Origin of the sequence: Streptomyces montanisoli, assembly GCF_017813245.1 — a bacterium.
Classification (GTDB): domain Bacteria; phylum Actinomycetota; class Actinomycetes; order Streptomycetales; family Streptomycetaceae; genus Streptomyces; species Streptomyces montanisoli.
Genome location: NZ_JAGIQL010000042.1, coordinates 32,348 through 45,949 on the forward strand (window position 1 = coordinate 32,348; position 13,602 = coordinate 45,949).

The window sequence follows — 13,602 nt, forward strand, 5'->3', positions numbered from 1 at the left end:
GCCCCCTGGCCAGGCCCGCCCGGTTTCCGTTTCCGAGCCGTGCGGTGCGGGCACCGAGCCGTGACCTGCACCCCGGCGCACGGACGGGGACACGTAAACTCACCAACCATTCACAATCGCAGAGAGGCCGCAAGGTGAACGTCAGGGTGCAGCCGACCGCGCAGGTCGACAAGGCCGCGGTGGTCGGGGACGGCAGCAGTGTGTGGGATCTCGCCCAGATACGGGAGGACGCCGTCCTTGGCGCCAACTGCATCGTGGGGCGGGGCGCCTACATCGGTTCCGGCGTACAGGTGGGCGACAACGTAAAGATCCAGAACCACGCGCTGGTGTACGAGCCCGCACGGCTCGCCGACGGGGTCTTCGTCGGCCCCGCGGCCGTGCTGACCAACGACCTCAACCCCCGTGCCGTGGATCCTGACGGTTCCCTCAAGCGCGGTAGCGACTGGGAGGCCGTGGGCGTCACGCTCGACGAGGGTGCCTCGCTGGGGGCGCGTGCCGTGTGCGTCGCCCCGGTGCGTGTGGGGCGTTGGGCCATGGTCGCGGCCGGAAGCGTTGTCACCAAGGACGTGCGGGACTTCGCGCTTGTCGCCGGGGTGCCGGCCCGGCCGATCGGCTGGGTGGGCAGGGCCGGCTTCCGGCTGGTGGAGCGGGACGGTGAGCCCGGCGTCTGGGAGTGCCCGCGTACAGGCGCGCTCCACGACGAGCGGGACGGCGTCCTCACCGAGCGCGGCGCGGGGGCGAGGGGATGAGCCGCCACGTTGTGTATCTCGCGTTCGGCACATGGCGGATACGGGCGGCGCGCTCCCACGTGGAGCGGCTCGTGCGCGGCGGGGACCGGGTCACCCTGGTCACGGGCGACGAAGTGCACTGGGACCCGGTCGTCGAGGAATTCGGCGGCTGGGCGCAGGTGGACGTCGTCCAGGTGCACCCGGGCCGGGACCGCTCCTTCCTGCAGTCCGCGAGGAAGGTCCTCACGGCCGGGACCGGGCCGCTCGCCGCTGCCGACGTGCTGGTCGCGGGGGACGCGCAGGCGCTGCCGCTCGCATGGGTACTGCGGCACAAGTACCCCGACGTGGAGTTCGTCCTCGAACCCGACAGCGGCCCGACCGATCCGCTGCCGTCGAGCGACCTCGCCGTCCTCACCCCGTGGTACCCCTCGCCCAACAACCCGTTCGCCGGAGCGTTCGTCCAGGCCATGACCGCCGCAGTGGCGGAGGGCACCGGAAGCATCTCCGTGCTGCACACCGAGGACTGGAGCGGCAGGGCCGCCCCCAAGCTGAACGACGCGATCAAGATCGCGACCTCGCGGATGCAGCGGCATCCCGACCTCTTCCCCACCCGGGAGACCCCCGAGGGCCTCCTCCTGCGCACCCCCGTACCGCTGGTGCACCGCAAGGACTACGCCCCGTGGGTGGCCGCGCAGGCGGCCGCGATGCGGCACGCGCTTCCGGGTGGGGTGATCGACGCCCCCGTGGTGCACGCCCACACCGGGATCTACGGCGGCGCGCTGGCCCTGCGGCTGGCCCGGCCGGACGCGCGCATCGTGGTCACGGAGCACGCGTCCTTCCTGGGCAAGGTCTTCGCGCAGCCGGCCGCGCTGAAGATCTACGGCGAGGTACTCGAACGGGCGGACGCCTTCCTCTGCGTGAGCGACCATCTGAAGCAGCAGATCGCGGCACGCTTCCCCGAACACGCGGGGAAGCTTCGCGTCGTGCCCAACGTGATCGACTTCAGCCGTTTCACACCGGGACCCGTCCGCTCCCCCGAGCTGCGACGATGGCTGTATCTCGGGCGCCTTCTGGCGGGCAAGGGGGTCGAGCCGCTGCTGGAGGCCTTCGCTCTGGTCGCCGAGAACGATCCCGAGGTCACGCTGACGATGGTGGGCAGCGGCACCCTGGAGCGGAAACTGCGCGAGCGCGGTGAGGAACTGGGCCTCGGCGACCGGTTCCGCATTCTGCCGCCTGTCTCACCCGACGAGGTCAACGACCTGATGCACGGCTACGACCTGCTGGTTCATGCCAGCCGGGTCGAGACATTCGGGATGACCATCCTGGAGGCCGTTGCTGCCGGTCTGCCCGTGCTGGCGGCGCGCAGTCGCGGCCCGCAGGAGACTCTGGCCGGCATCGAGGACCAGGTCGGTGCCCTGTTCGAGATCAGTGATGATCCGCAGGTGATCGTCGACGGGTACCTGCGGCTGAGGGAACGTTCCTCCGCCTTCGACCTGACGGCCGCGCGCACCGTCCTCGAGTCACGGTACGGCCCCGGGGCCGTCGGCCGGCAACTCCTGGACGTTTACGCGGGCCGGGAGCCCGCGCCCCTCCCGGCCGTGCCGCAGGCGGCTTCGGACGAGCGGCCCGCGGAGGAGCCCGTGCCCCGGCAGAGTGCCGCATCGCGGCCGGCCGTCCCGCCCGGCGAGCCTCGGGGCCGGGCGGTGCTCCTGGCGCTGTCGCCCACGAAGCCCCGCCGGGTCGTGGACTTCGCCGCGCATCTGCTGGATCGCGGTGTGGACGTCTGCCTGGTCACCGCCCGGCAGTCGGTATGGAAGTCGTCCGGCCTCGATGCCCGGGTGCCGGTCGTGAGCGTCGAGGCGGCCGAGAAGCGCCTGGCCGTGCCGCGTGGCGAGCGATTCCTCGTCTACCGTGTGCCGCGTTCCGTGCTCGGCCGGGTGCGCAGGGTGGCCGGCGGCCGCAGCCTGGGTTCCGAGCTTGCCGTCGCGTCGCTGCAGCGTGCGCACAAGAAGGGCGCGGACGCCTTTCACAAGAAGGTGTTCAACCGCGGCTACCGCCAGTTCAGGCCCCATCTGCTGGCCCGGGTCACGCGCCGTGCCGCACTGCCGGAACTGCGCCTCGACCTCACGGACCACGTGTTCGTCTGCGACATCGAGAGCACGGTCACCGGCTGGACGTGGGCGAAGGCGCATCCGCAGCTGACGGTGACGACACACCTGGACCGCACGCTGTACTCCTGAAGAAAGCCCCCGGAGGCCGCGACCGTTCGCCACGGACGAGACCTCCGGGGGCGCCTCCCCGCACCCGCCGCGCGATGATCCCGGTCAGTCCGCCGGGTCCGCGGCCGCGGGGCGTCCGATGATCTCTCGGAGCCGCTTCTCGAACGGGACGAGGACGGCGTCCCGCGTGTACGCCTGTGCGTGCCGGCGGGCGGCGGCCCGCTGTTGAGGACTCTGGTCTCTGGCCGCCTTGCCGGCCGCCACCATCGCGGCCGCGATTTCCTCCACGTCCAGGCTGTCGGGGTTGAACCACAGCGGATACCCGTCCAGCACGTCCTGCGCGGCGATGCCGGCCGCGTGCACGGACACGATGGGGTGGCCGAACGCCATGTACTCGAAGATCTTGCCGGACGTGACGTATTTGCCCCCGCCGGCGAGGAAGACGAGGACGTCGGCGTCCTCGTAGACCATGCCGACCTCTCTCTTGGAGACCGGGCCCTGGTAACGCAGCCCGGTGTCGTCGTCCCCCTGGTCCCGTGTGCCGCTGTCGAGGCCGAGCCGGCGCAGCAGGCTGGGCGGACTGTCCTTGAAGAATCCGAGGTGGCCGTGGATGCGCAGCTCCGCACCCTCGAGGTCGGGATGCCTGCGCGCCAGCCGGAACGCCTCTGCCATCTCCTCGACAGGCTGTTTGACCGTGAGAGTGCCCAAGTAGACGAATCGCAGCGGGCGCTGCCTTGGGGCGTCCGCCGGCGCGTCGGCACGCTGCTGCTCCGGAGACAGAGCCGCCGGCTCGGGCGCCTCGGCCCGAGTGTCCGCGGCCGACGGCAGGACGTCCGCGTCCCAGCCGTTCGCGACCACCATCATCCGGTCGGCGACATCCGGATAGCGCTCGGCGTGCCACTTCCGCAATGCCTCGTTGACGAAAACAGCGGCGGAGGCCTTGCTCAGCGCGCGCCGCTCCCAGGCCCAGGCGATGTGCCCCTCGGGGAACGCGGGCTGGTCGCTGAAGAGGTCCAGCGTCCAGGAGTCGCGGTAGTCCATCACGTAGGGCACGCCCGTGATGCGGTGGAAGAGCCACGCGGCACCGAACGAGGCGAAGGGGTTGCCCGTCGCCACCACGATGTCGAAGCGCTTGCGTGCGTGGAGTTTGAGTCCTCGCGCCACGGCCGCCCACGCCCAGGACGCGTAGCGCTCGGGGAAGACCTTGTCCTGTCCGAACGCGTGCAACCGCTGCGCGACGAGCGGGAACCGCCTGCGCAGCGCTCCGTAACTGCGCAGGTCCTGCTGCCACGAGTACTGGTTCAACGACGGGCGTTCCACCCGGACACGCGGGTCGACCGTCTCCGAGAGGGCCTCGTCGACCGAACCGATCACGTCGTAGAGGAAATCGAGTGGCGCGGCACAGACCGTGACGTCCCACCCGTCCCTGGCCAGGTGATTGGCCGTCGCCCGCGCACGGTAGACGCCGCTCGCGCGGGAGGGCGGGAAGTAGAAGGCGAGGTAGAGAACCCGGGGCCGGCGGCCGCCACGCTTCATGGTCATTCTCCTTGGCAGATGCGGTCAGCCGGCGTTTGAGGCCGTGGCCGGTGCCGTCGTGACGGGGGCGTCGTAGTCGATGCCGTAGCAGATGCGGGGCACGGGCAGGCCGTCGGCCGCCCACGCCTCGACGAGGGACACCGCTCGCTGCACGGACAGAGCGTCACTGACCACGAGCAGTTCGGGTACGCCGCCCGCACCGAACGGTGACCGCACCATCCGTGCGGGCGCGGTGGGCCAGAGTCTGCGGTGCAGCGGCATGAAGACCCTGCGGTGCACGGGGCCCGCGACTCGCCGCTTGTACGCGCGGTGCGAGCGACGTGCCGCGCTCTTCAGCGGACCGCGGTCGAGAGCGCGCGCGGCGGAACCGGGGGCCCGGTACAGCACGGCGCGCTCCACCCTGCGTGCCAGGTGACGGGCTTCCAGTTCGGCTGCGGAGTGCACTGCGACCCCGGGGGCGAACGCCTTGAGGTTCCATGACTTCTTCTGGTGGACGAGAACGACGACCTGCGCGCCGGCGGCGGCAAGGTCGGCGGATTCGGCGAGCACGGCCCGCTTGCGGGACGCACCCAGCGCGAGGAACAGGACCTGCATGTCACTCCATCAGTCGAGGCCGCCGACCGGGTCGGCGTCCCTGGGCCGGTACGAGTCGGGGAACCAAAGGCGGTGGTGGGCCTCCGCGACGGCCTCGTAGCCGTACCGTGCGGCGAGAACGGCCTGCGCCTTCTCCAGGTCGAGTCCGCGGGTGAACCGCTCGCGGAGCTCGCGGTACCCGTCGCTGATGGATTCCGCGTTCTCCTCGACGTCGATGAGCCGTCCCGCGGCGTCCTCGATGCCGGCGAGCGTCTCCTCCGGTCCGCCACACCGCGTCACGAGCACGGGCAGCCCTGCGGCGACCGCCTCGACGACCGTCATCCCGAACGTCTCGTAGCGGCTCGGGTGGACGAGAAGGTCGTGCTCCCGCATGAGCTCGAGCGCCCTCGGCGGTGGCACGGCTCCAGTGAACTCGACGGCGTTGCCGAGGCCGAGTTCACGGGCGCGCCCGGTCAGGCGGCCGCGCAGTTCTCCCTCGCCGACGAGGGTGAGCGTCAGCTCCGGGTCCTCCGCGTGACACTGTGCGAAGGCTTCGAGCAGCCAGTCGACTCCCTTGCGCGGGATGAGGCCGCCGAGGAAGAGCCATCGGCGCAACCGCGTGACCGGCTCGTCCCGTTTCTGTGTGAACGAGATCGGGTTGGGTATCTGGCCGACCTTGTCGATGTGGTGGGGGAACTCCCGGGCGAGGACCTCCTTGATCGGGTCCCCTACGGCGACGAACCCGTCGACACGGTGCAGGAGTTCGTCGTAGAGCGCGCGTGCGTCCGGTTCGGCCAGGATCCGGTCGAGGTACGTGGCGTGCTCGGTGACGTAGACGCGGGCGCCGGGGCGGGCGTTCTGCAGTGCGGCCCACCCGCCGGGGAGTCCGACGTGGGCGTGGACGACGGGGGCGTCGATGGGCTTTCCGCCGAGCGCGGCGCGCAGTTGACGCTCGTGATTGCGCGCGAGGGCGCCGAACTCCTGGTGGCGCGGGGTGGTGACGGCGAGGTGGACGAGGTCGGCGCCGCCGACAGTCGGAACGGGGCGCACGGCTCGTCGGAGGAGCTTGCTGTTGGCCGCTTCCACGGCTTCGACGGTGGCCGGGTCCATGGGCGAAACCCAGGTGTCGCAGTGGTAGACGACGCAGCGGTCGAGGCCGGGGGCGGTGGCGTCCACCATGGCTTGGACGAAAGCGCCGCGGAATGGGAGCTCACGCGATGGGTACCACGGCGTGACAATGGCTGCCTCTCTGGTCACCAACTGGCGCATTCGAACGCAGCCCTCCCGCTACACGGACATCGGTGAAGATATTATCATCGTGCAAGGTTTTCGATCCGCCTGTACATGACCGGGTCTTACGGGGACGGCGTAACGCACGTTCCCTCGCCTGTCCTCCCGAGGAGAATTCAGCCGTGAAGGTACTCAGCGTCGTCGGCGCACGCCCCCAATTGGTCAAGCTCGCGCCGATAGCCGCGGCCTTCGCCGGAACGGAACACGAACACGTCATAGTCCATACCGGACAGCATTACGACGCCGACCTGTCCGACGTCTTCTTCTCCGGCCTCGGCATCCCCGCCCCCGACGTCCATCTGGGGATAGGCTCCGGCAGCCACGGCGCGCAGACGGGAGGCGTGCTGGCCGCCATGGACCCCGTACTCGAAGCGGCACGCCCCGACTGGGTACTGGTCTACGGTGACACCAACTCGACCCTGGCCGGCGCCCTGGCCGCGGTGAAGATGCATCTGCCGGTGGCTCATCTGGAGGCCGGCCTGCGGTCCTTCAACCGCCGCATGCCCGAGGAACACAACAGGATCCTCACCGACCACGCAGCAGACCTGCTGCTCGCGCCGACGTCGGAGGCCGTGCGGCACCTCGCCGGCGAAGGACTCGCCGACCGCACCGTGCTGGTGGGCGATGTCATGGTGGACGTCTGCCTGCGGATCAGGGACGCCGTCCGCGGCGGCGGCGGAGAGGCTCCGGCGCTGCCCGACGGCATCGATCCTGCGGCGCCGTACCTGCTCGCCACGCTGCACCGGCCCGACAACACGGATGATCCGGAGCGTCTCGCAGCGCTGCTCGACGCACTTGCGGCGCTGCCCGTCCCGGTGGCGCTGCTCGCGCATCCGCGCCTTGTGGCGCGCGCGGAGCAGCATGGAATCACGCTGAGCCGCGGCAACGTGCACGCGGGCCGGCCGCTCCCGTACGCGGGCCTGGTCGCCGCGGTGCTCGGCGCCGTCGGCGTCGTCACCGACTCGGGCGGCCTGCAGAAGGAGGCGTTCCTGCTGGAGCGGACCTGCACGACCATCCGTCCCGAGACCGAATGGGTGGAGACACTCACCGGGGACTGGAACAGGCTCGTGCCCGACCCCCACCTGCTTTCTCCCGCCGACTGGGCACGCTGCGCAACACGGCCGGCGCCGAAGAACGAGCGCGGGTTGCCGTACGGTGACGGAAAAGCCGCACTGAGGGTCGCGGAAACACTGGAACAACACTTGAGGTAAACGCTCGGGAACCGGCATCGGCGAGTACGCCGATGCCGGTTTATTCGTGCTTCTCCGGCGCCGTATTCCTGCTTTCCACAGCGTTCCAGGCGGAAGGCGACTTGATAATTTCCGTGAAGTCACGCATTCGAACGACACCTATTGGAGCCAGGCAGGGCGAAAACGGCGGCCCGAAGACGTCAGCCGCCGATGACCACCCTGCGCACTCCGTGCCAGGCGGCGGGGTCCGTCGTACGGCGGCCGTCGACGAGCACCCGTACGTCCGGCAGGTCTGCCGGGGTGAGCGACCGGTACTCGGGGTGGTCCGCCTGGAGGACAGCCGCCGTGACACGCTCGCCGGAGTGCGGGGTCAGTCCGTGGGCGGCCAGTTCCTCAGCCGTGTACATCGGGTCGGACACGAACGGTACGGCGCCGCGGGCCTTCAGCGCCTCGACCGTCGGGAACACCCCGGAGAACGCCGTCTCCTTGACGCCACCGCGGTAGGCCGCGCCGAGCACGAGGACATGTGCGCCGGTGAGATCGCCGTACGCCTCGGCCAGGAGCTGGACCGCGTAGTCCGGCATCGCCGCGTTGGCCTCACGGGCGGAGCTCACGACCGTCGCCGAGGGGTCGTTCCACAGGTACATGCGCGGATAGATGGGGATGCAGTGCCCGCCGACCGCGATCCCCGGCTGGTGAATGTGGCTGAACGGCTGGCTGTTGCAGGCCTCGATGACCTTCTGGACGTCGACGCCCGTGCGGTCGGCGAACCGCGCGAACTGGTTGGCCAGGCCGATGTTGACGTCGCGGTAGGTCGTCTCGGCGAGCTTCGCCAGCTCGGACGCCTCCGCCGTGCCGAGATCCCACACACCGTTGGGGCGGGGCAGGTCGTCGCGTTCGTCGAAGGCGAGGACGGCCTCGTAGAAGGCGACACCGCGCGCGGTCGACGCCTCGTCGATGCCGCCGACCAGCTTCGGGTAGCGGCGCAGGTCTGCGAAGACGCGTCCGGTCAGGACGCGTTCCGGCGAGAACACGAGGTGGAAATCCTCGCCGGGGGTGAGGCCGGACCCCTCCGCGAGCATCGGCGCCCAGCGCGTGCGGGTGGTGCCGACCGGGAGGGTCGTCTCGTAGGAGACGAGTGTGCCGGGCTTCAGCCCGCGTGCCACCGACCGGGTCGCGGCGTCCATCCAGCCGAAGTCCGGTACGCCTTCCGCGTCCGTGAACAGCGGTACGACGATCACGACGGCCTCGGACGCGGCGACGGCCTCGGCGGTGTCCGTCGTCGCGCTGAGCAGGCCGGCGCTGACGGTCTCCTTGAGCTTGACGTCGAGGTCGTGCTCGCCGGGGAAGGGCTCGTCCCCCGCGTTGACCATGTCCACGACGCGCTGATCGACGTCGGCGCCGATGACCCGGTGGCCCGCCGCCGCGAACTGCACGGCGAGCGGCAGGCCGATCTTGCCCAGCGCGACTACACAGATGTTCATCGTTTCGTCTTCTTCCTCAAACGGGACAGGCCCCTGCGCACGCGGGCGGTGGCGGCGGGCGAACTCTCCCACGACGGAGCGGTGTCGACCACCAGGCGCTTCTTGCCGTTGACCCGGAGGGACGCTTTGAAGCCCCGCCAGTCACACGGCAGCGGCAGGCCCCTGTCCCGCGGCTGAAGGGGGATCTCGTAGGTCGAGCCCGCGACGTCCACGTAGAGGCGTACGCCCCGGGTCGCCTTGTCCAGTTCGATGGGCACCCTCGCCCGTAGCACCGTCCCCCGGGCGTCGGGCAGGGCCTCCGTGGTGAAGGTCCCGTCCGGGCGCGGAAGTTGCTTGTCGGGCTTCAGGCGCAGGGCTCCGGGCTTGTCCGCGGTGGCCGGCATGGCCCGGTCGGCGAGCCGGAGAACCGCGGAGGCCGCGTCCCCGACGATGCCCATGTGCACCTCGGCCGCGAGGGCGAGCCTGTTGCCCTCGAGCTCCCAGCCGAGGGACAGCACCTTGGTTCCCTGCGCGAGCCGCCCCGGCACGGCTTCGCCGATGAGCTCGAAGGCCTCGTCCGGCAGATCGGCCTCGGGGTCCCGAAGGCCGGGATAGCAGGCGTACGCGCGTCCACCGTCCAGCAGGAACGGCGGGGCACCGTGCACCGCTGTGATCGTCTTGTTCAGCAGGGAGACGGCACGGTGCTGGGCGAGGACGACACGGACCCGTCGCTTGACGTCCAAGGAGTCCCGCAAGGCGTCCGTAAGGTACGCGTCGGCCAGGGACGCGATCCCGTCGCACACGGCTGCCTGGGTGGCCGTGTCGAGACGGGCGAAGTCGGCCTGTACGAGCTTGGCTATCTCCCACTGGAAGTGCCGCTTGAACAAGGCGTCCCGGTCGCGCCCCGGCGGTATCAGGCCCGCCGCGTGGTGCATGATCCGCGCGGTGCACTCGAGCCGGGAGAGGTGGTTGGCACGGTAGGTGATGTTGCCGGCGTCCGCCCGCTTCACCGCGTAGTAGTACGTGTAGTCGGCGAGCACCGAGATCTTCGCCGCCCGTACGCACGCCTCGATCGTGAACGGCTGGTCGCTGCCGACCGGAAGATCCTCGGGGAAGCGCAACCCGTACTTCTCCACCAGGGCGCGCCGAAACAGCTTGGTGTTCGCCAGGGTGAACGGCATCGCGGAGTCGAACAACCCGACATCCGGATCCGTCTTCCGGTACAGCGCCTGGTGCACGTACCGGCCGTTGACACCCACCATCTTGCCGACGACGACGTCCGAGCCGTGCTCGTCCGCATACGCCACCATCCGCTCGAGCGCCTCGTCGCCCAGGTGGTCGTCGGAGCCGATGAAGAACACATAGCGGCCCGTGGCCAGGTCCAGGGCGCGATTGCTCGGCGCCGCGGGACCGCCGGAGTTGGCCTGGTGGACGACTGTGAACGTGCGGGGGTGGAGCGAGGCGAACCGGTCGAGCTCCGCACCGCTGCCGTCGGTCGACCCGTCGTCCACGGCGACGATCTGCAGGCGCTCCACGCCGATGGACTGGCGCACCAGCGAGTCGAGGCACTCGGTGAGGTAGGGCATCGTGTTGTAGACCGCCACGACGACGGTCACGTCGGGGACCGGCGGTATGCCCGGCTCGCTCATCGAGCCACGCTCCCCGGGACGGATTCGAGCCGGCCGAGGTGCTGCGTGCGGCCCGACTCGGCCGACTCCAGGACGGAGGCTGCGACCTCGACGGTGCGCAGTCCCTGCCGGAGGGTGCAGATGTCCGCGTCGAGGCCGAGCACCGCGTCACGGAACAGTTCGTGCTCCACGAGCAGCGGCTCGCGCTTCGGGATCGCGTAGCGGATCATGTCGCCCTCGGCGACCCCGCGGAAGGCGCGCAGCGCCTCCCACTCGGTGCTGATGGCCGCGTTGGAGTGGAAGGTGAGGTCCGCGGTGAGGGTGTCGGCGATGAAGCACCCGCGCTCGCCCGTGACGGAGGTGAAGCGCTCCTTGAGCGGGCTCAGCCAGTTGACGAGGTGGTTGACCATCGTCCCGTCCGTCAGCCTGCCCACGGCAGAGACCATGTCCTCGTGCGGACGGCCGCTCTTGGAGACGATGTGCGCCGAGACGGATTCGTAGTCCTGGCCCGTGACCCAGCTCGTCAGGTCGATGTCGTGGGTCGCGAGGTCCTTGATGACTCCGACGTCCGCGATGCGGTGCGGGAAGGGTCCCTGGCGACGGGTGACGACCTGGTAGACGTCCCCGAGCTCACCCGCTTCCAGCCGCGTCCTGAGATTGCGCAGCGCGGGGTTGCAGCGCTCGATGTGTCCGACTCCCGCGATGAGACCGCGGGACTCGAAGGCGTCGACCAGCCTGCGCGCGCCGTCGACGGTGTCGGCGAGCGGCTTCTCGATCAGCGCGCACACCCCCGCTTCGGCGAGCGCGACGCCCACTTCCTCGTGCATCGCGGTGGGGCAGGCGACGACCGCGTAGTCGACGCCGAGGGCGACCAGGTCCGCCACCGCGGGCAGCACGGGAACCCCCTGCGACGCACCCGACTTGTCCCCGAGGGGGTCCACGGCCGCGACGAATTCCACGCCCTCGAGCCCGGCCAGTATTCGGGCGTGGTTGCGCCCCATCGAGCCGAGGCCGATCAGGCCGGCCCTCAGTCCCCGCGTTGTCACTGCGTCTCTCCCCAGTTGTTCACGGCAGCGGCGATCCGCTCCAGTTCCCCGTCGGTGAGTGAGGGGTGCACGGGCAGCGAGACGACCTCGGCGGCCGCCCTGTCCGTCTCCGGCAGGTCCCAGTCACGGCCGGCCTTCCGGTCCGGCTCCGCATAGGGCTTCAGCCGGTGGATCGGGGTCGGGTAGTAGACGGCACTGCCGATCCCCGCGCCGGTGAGCGCCTCCATGAACCCGTCACGGTCACCGCGGACTCGCACCGTGTACTGGTGGTAGACGTGGCGCGCGCCCTCCGCTACGGGCGGCACCGTCACGGCGCGTGTGGTGATGTGCTTGTCCAGGTAGGCGGCGTTGGCGCGGCGCTGTTCTGTCCACCCGTCGACCTTCGACAGTTGCACGCGGCCGACCGCGGCGGAGACGTCGGTCATCCGCATGTTGGCGCCGACGATCTCGTTGGCGTAGCGCTGCTCCATGCCCTGGTTGCGCAGCAGCCTGAGGGTGCGTGCCACCTCGGGGGCCGCCGTGGTGACCATGCCCCCTTCCAGGGCGTGCATGTTCTTCGTCGGATAGAAGCTGAACGTGCCGCCGTCCCCGAACGCGCCGACCCGCGTACCGTGCAGGCTCGCCCCATGGGCCTGACAGGCGTCTTCGACAACGGCGAGCTTGTGCCGCTCGGCGATCGCCATGATGCGGTCCATGGCGGCCGGATGGCCGTAGAGGTGCACCGGCATGATGGCCGCCGTGCGCGGGGTGACGGCCGCCGCGACGGCGTCCGCCGACAGGCAGAAGCTGTCGGGGTCGATGTCGGCGAAGACGACGTCGGCGCCCACGAGCCGCACCGCGTTGGCGGACGCGGCGAACGAGAACGACGGGACGATCACCTCGTCGCCCGGCCCGATCCCGAGGGCGAGCAGCAGCAGATGCAAAGCGGAGGTACCCGAGTTGACGGCGACGCAGTGCCGCCCATCCACGAGCCGCGCGAACTCGTCCTCGAAAGCGGCGACTTCGGGGCCCTGCACCACCCGGCCGCTACGGAGGACGCGTACCGCCGCCTCGATCTCCTCCTCGCCGATGACCGGCTTGGCGGCAGCGACAGTCGATGGTTGAGCGGCGTCGCTCGACACGGACATCCTCCTCCAGAACACCACAAAGCAGTCCTGGGCGGTGATGTCGGGAGCAACGGGCATCGGCGACAGCCTCTTGCGCACTCCGGCTTCAGCCGACGCTCCACCAAGGAATGAGCAGTCATATTAACAGCCGGTCTCACAGGACTTACACATAAGTCTGCTTGGTGAACATCACATGGTCTGCGTGCAACCAAGCAACAGTTGCGGTGGTTTACGCACCTTGTCCGGTAGAGACGAGACGGCCCCGGGCGGGCCCGCACCGATGGGGTGCGGGCCCGCCCGGGGCCGGTCGGTCGCGGGTCGGTCGCCGGTCAGTCGTCCGTGGCGTCCGTCGCGGACACCACGCCCGAGGGTGCGGCCTGTTCCGCCGCCGCGGTCTTCTTCGCCGACTTCTTCGCCGTCGTCTTCTTCGTGGCGGCCTTCTTGGCGGTCGTCGTCTTCTTCGTGGCGGTCTTCTTGGCCGCCGTCTTCTTGGCGGCGGCCTTCTTCGCCGGGGCCTTCTTCGCGGCCGTCTTCTTCGCCGTCTTCTTGGCCGCCGGCTCCTGCGCGGCGGCCTCCTCGGCGGGTGCCTCCGCCTCGGGGGCCGTCTCCGCCTCCGGGGCCGCCTCCGCCTCCGGCTTCTGGCCGGCGGACGGGACGACCACGACGGCGCCGCCGTCGCCCGAGGGCGCGGCCGCCGGAGATCGGAAGAGCACACGACCGGACTGCAGACACCGATGTAACTCGTAGGTCAGCTTCCGGGCGGGAAGAGGGAGGGGGGGAGGGGGGGGGGGGGGGGGGGGGGGGGGGGGGGGGGCGGGGGGGG

General features: G+C 70.4%; 11 protein-coding genes. 3 read left to right on the top strand and 8 right to left on the bottom strand.

The genetic code is table 11. The features are described from left to right. Positions 1-134 precede the first annotated feature (134 nt). A complete protein-coding gene (locus tag JFN87_RS13220; protein WP_209340213.1) occupies positions 135-749 on the top strand; it encodes an acyltransferase in 615 nt (204 codons plus the stop codon). Next, positions 746-2,968, top strand: coding sequence for a glycosyltransferase family 4 protein (locus JFN87_RS13225; RefSeq protein WP_209340214.1), 2,223 nt, complete (start codon positions 746-748; stop codon positions 2,966-2,968). The genes JFN87_RS13220 and JFN87_RS13225 overlap by 4 nt, the downstream gene beginning before the upstream one ends. Positions 2,969-3,052: 84 nt before the next feature. Here JFN87_RS13225 and JFN87_RS13230 read toward each other — a convergent pair whose 3' ends face one another. From JFN87_RS13230 to JFN87_RS13240, 3 genes are read right to left on the bottom strand one after another with little or no spacing between them, the layout of a single operon-like run. Next, positions 3,053-4,483 carry a glycosyltransferase gene (locus tag JFN87_RS13230; RefSeq protein WP_209340215.1) on the bottom strand — a complete coding sequence of 477 codons (1,431 nt, stop codon included), beginning with the start codon at positions 4,481-4,483 and terminating at the stop codon, positions 3,053-3,055. 24 nt (positions 4,484-4,507) lie between these two features. Further along, the gene (locus JFN87_RS13235; RefSeq protein WP_209340216.1) at positions 4,508-5,077 is read right to left on the bottom strand and encodes a hypothetical protein; all 570 of its coding nucleotides are present in this window, start codon (positions 5,075-5,077) and stop codon (positions 4,508-4,510) included. Positions 5,078-5,086: 9 nt separating this feature from the next. After that, positions 5,087-6,235: a glycosyltransferase family 4 protein gene (locus tag JFN87_RS13240; RefSeq protein WP_245179418.1), complete on the bottom strand. Its 1,149-nt coding sequence runs from the start codon at positions 6,233-6,235 to the stop codon at positions 5,087-5,089. Between the two features lie 233 nt (positions 6,236-6,468). On the opposite strand from JFN87_RS13240, the gene wecB reads away from it, so the two are divergent. Further along, positions 6,469-7,557, top strand: a complete 1,089-nt coding sequence (gene wecB / locus JFN87_RS13245; RefSeq protein WP_209340217.1) for a non-hydrolyzing UDP-N-acetylglucosamine 2-epimerase — start codon at positions 6,469-6,471, stop codon at positions 7,555-7,557. Between the two features lie 179 nt (positions 7,558-7,736). On the opposite strand, the gene JFN87_RS13250 is transcribed toward wecB, so the two are convergent. From JFN87_RS13250 to JFN87_RS33655, 5 genes are all read right to left on the bottom strand, one after another. Continuing rightward, complete coding sequence (locus tag JFN87_RS13250; RefSeq protein ID WP_209340218.1) at positions 7,737-9,020, bottom strand: nucleotide sugar dehydrogenase; 1,284 nt, start codon at positions 9,018-9,020, stop codon at positions 7,737-7,739. Next, the gene (locus JFN87_RS13255; RefSeq protein ID WP_209340219.1) at positions 9,017-10,648 is read right to left on the bottom strand and encodes a glycosyltransferase family 2 protein; all 1,632 of its coding nucleotides are present in this window, start codon (positions 10,646-10,648) and stop codon (positions 9,017-9,019) included. Before JFN87_RS13255 ends, JFN87_RS13250 begins: the two co-directional genes overlap by 4 nt. Continuing rightward, complete coding sequence (locus tag JFN87_RS13260) at positions 10,645-11,673, bottom strand: Gfo/Idh/MocA family protein (protein ID WP_209340220.1); 1,029 nt, start codon at positions 11,671-11,673, stop codon at positions 10,645-10,647. The genes JFN87_RS13255 and JFN87_RS13260 overlap by 4 nt, the downstream gene beginning before the upstream one ends. After that, positions 11,670-12,794 carry a DegT/DnrJ/EryC1/StrS family aminotransferase gene (locus JFN87_RS13265; protein WP_209340221.1) on the bottom strand — a complete coding sequence of 375 codons (1,125 nt, stop codon included), beginning with the start codon at positions 12,792-12,794 and terminating at the stop codon, positions 11,670-11,672. Before JFN87_RS13265 ends, JFN87_RS13260 begins: the two co-directional genes overlap by 4 nt. Before the next feature lie 314 nt (positions 12,795-13,108). Next, on the bottom strand, positions 13,109-13,492 hold the full coding sequence (locus JFN87_RS33655) for a hypothetical protein (protein WP_245179445.1): 384 nt from the start codon (positions 13,490-13,492) through the stop codon (positions 13,109-13,111). Positions 13,493-13,602: the final 110 nt, after the last annotated feature.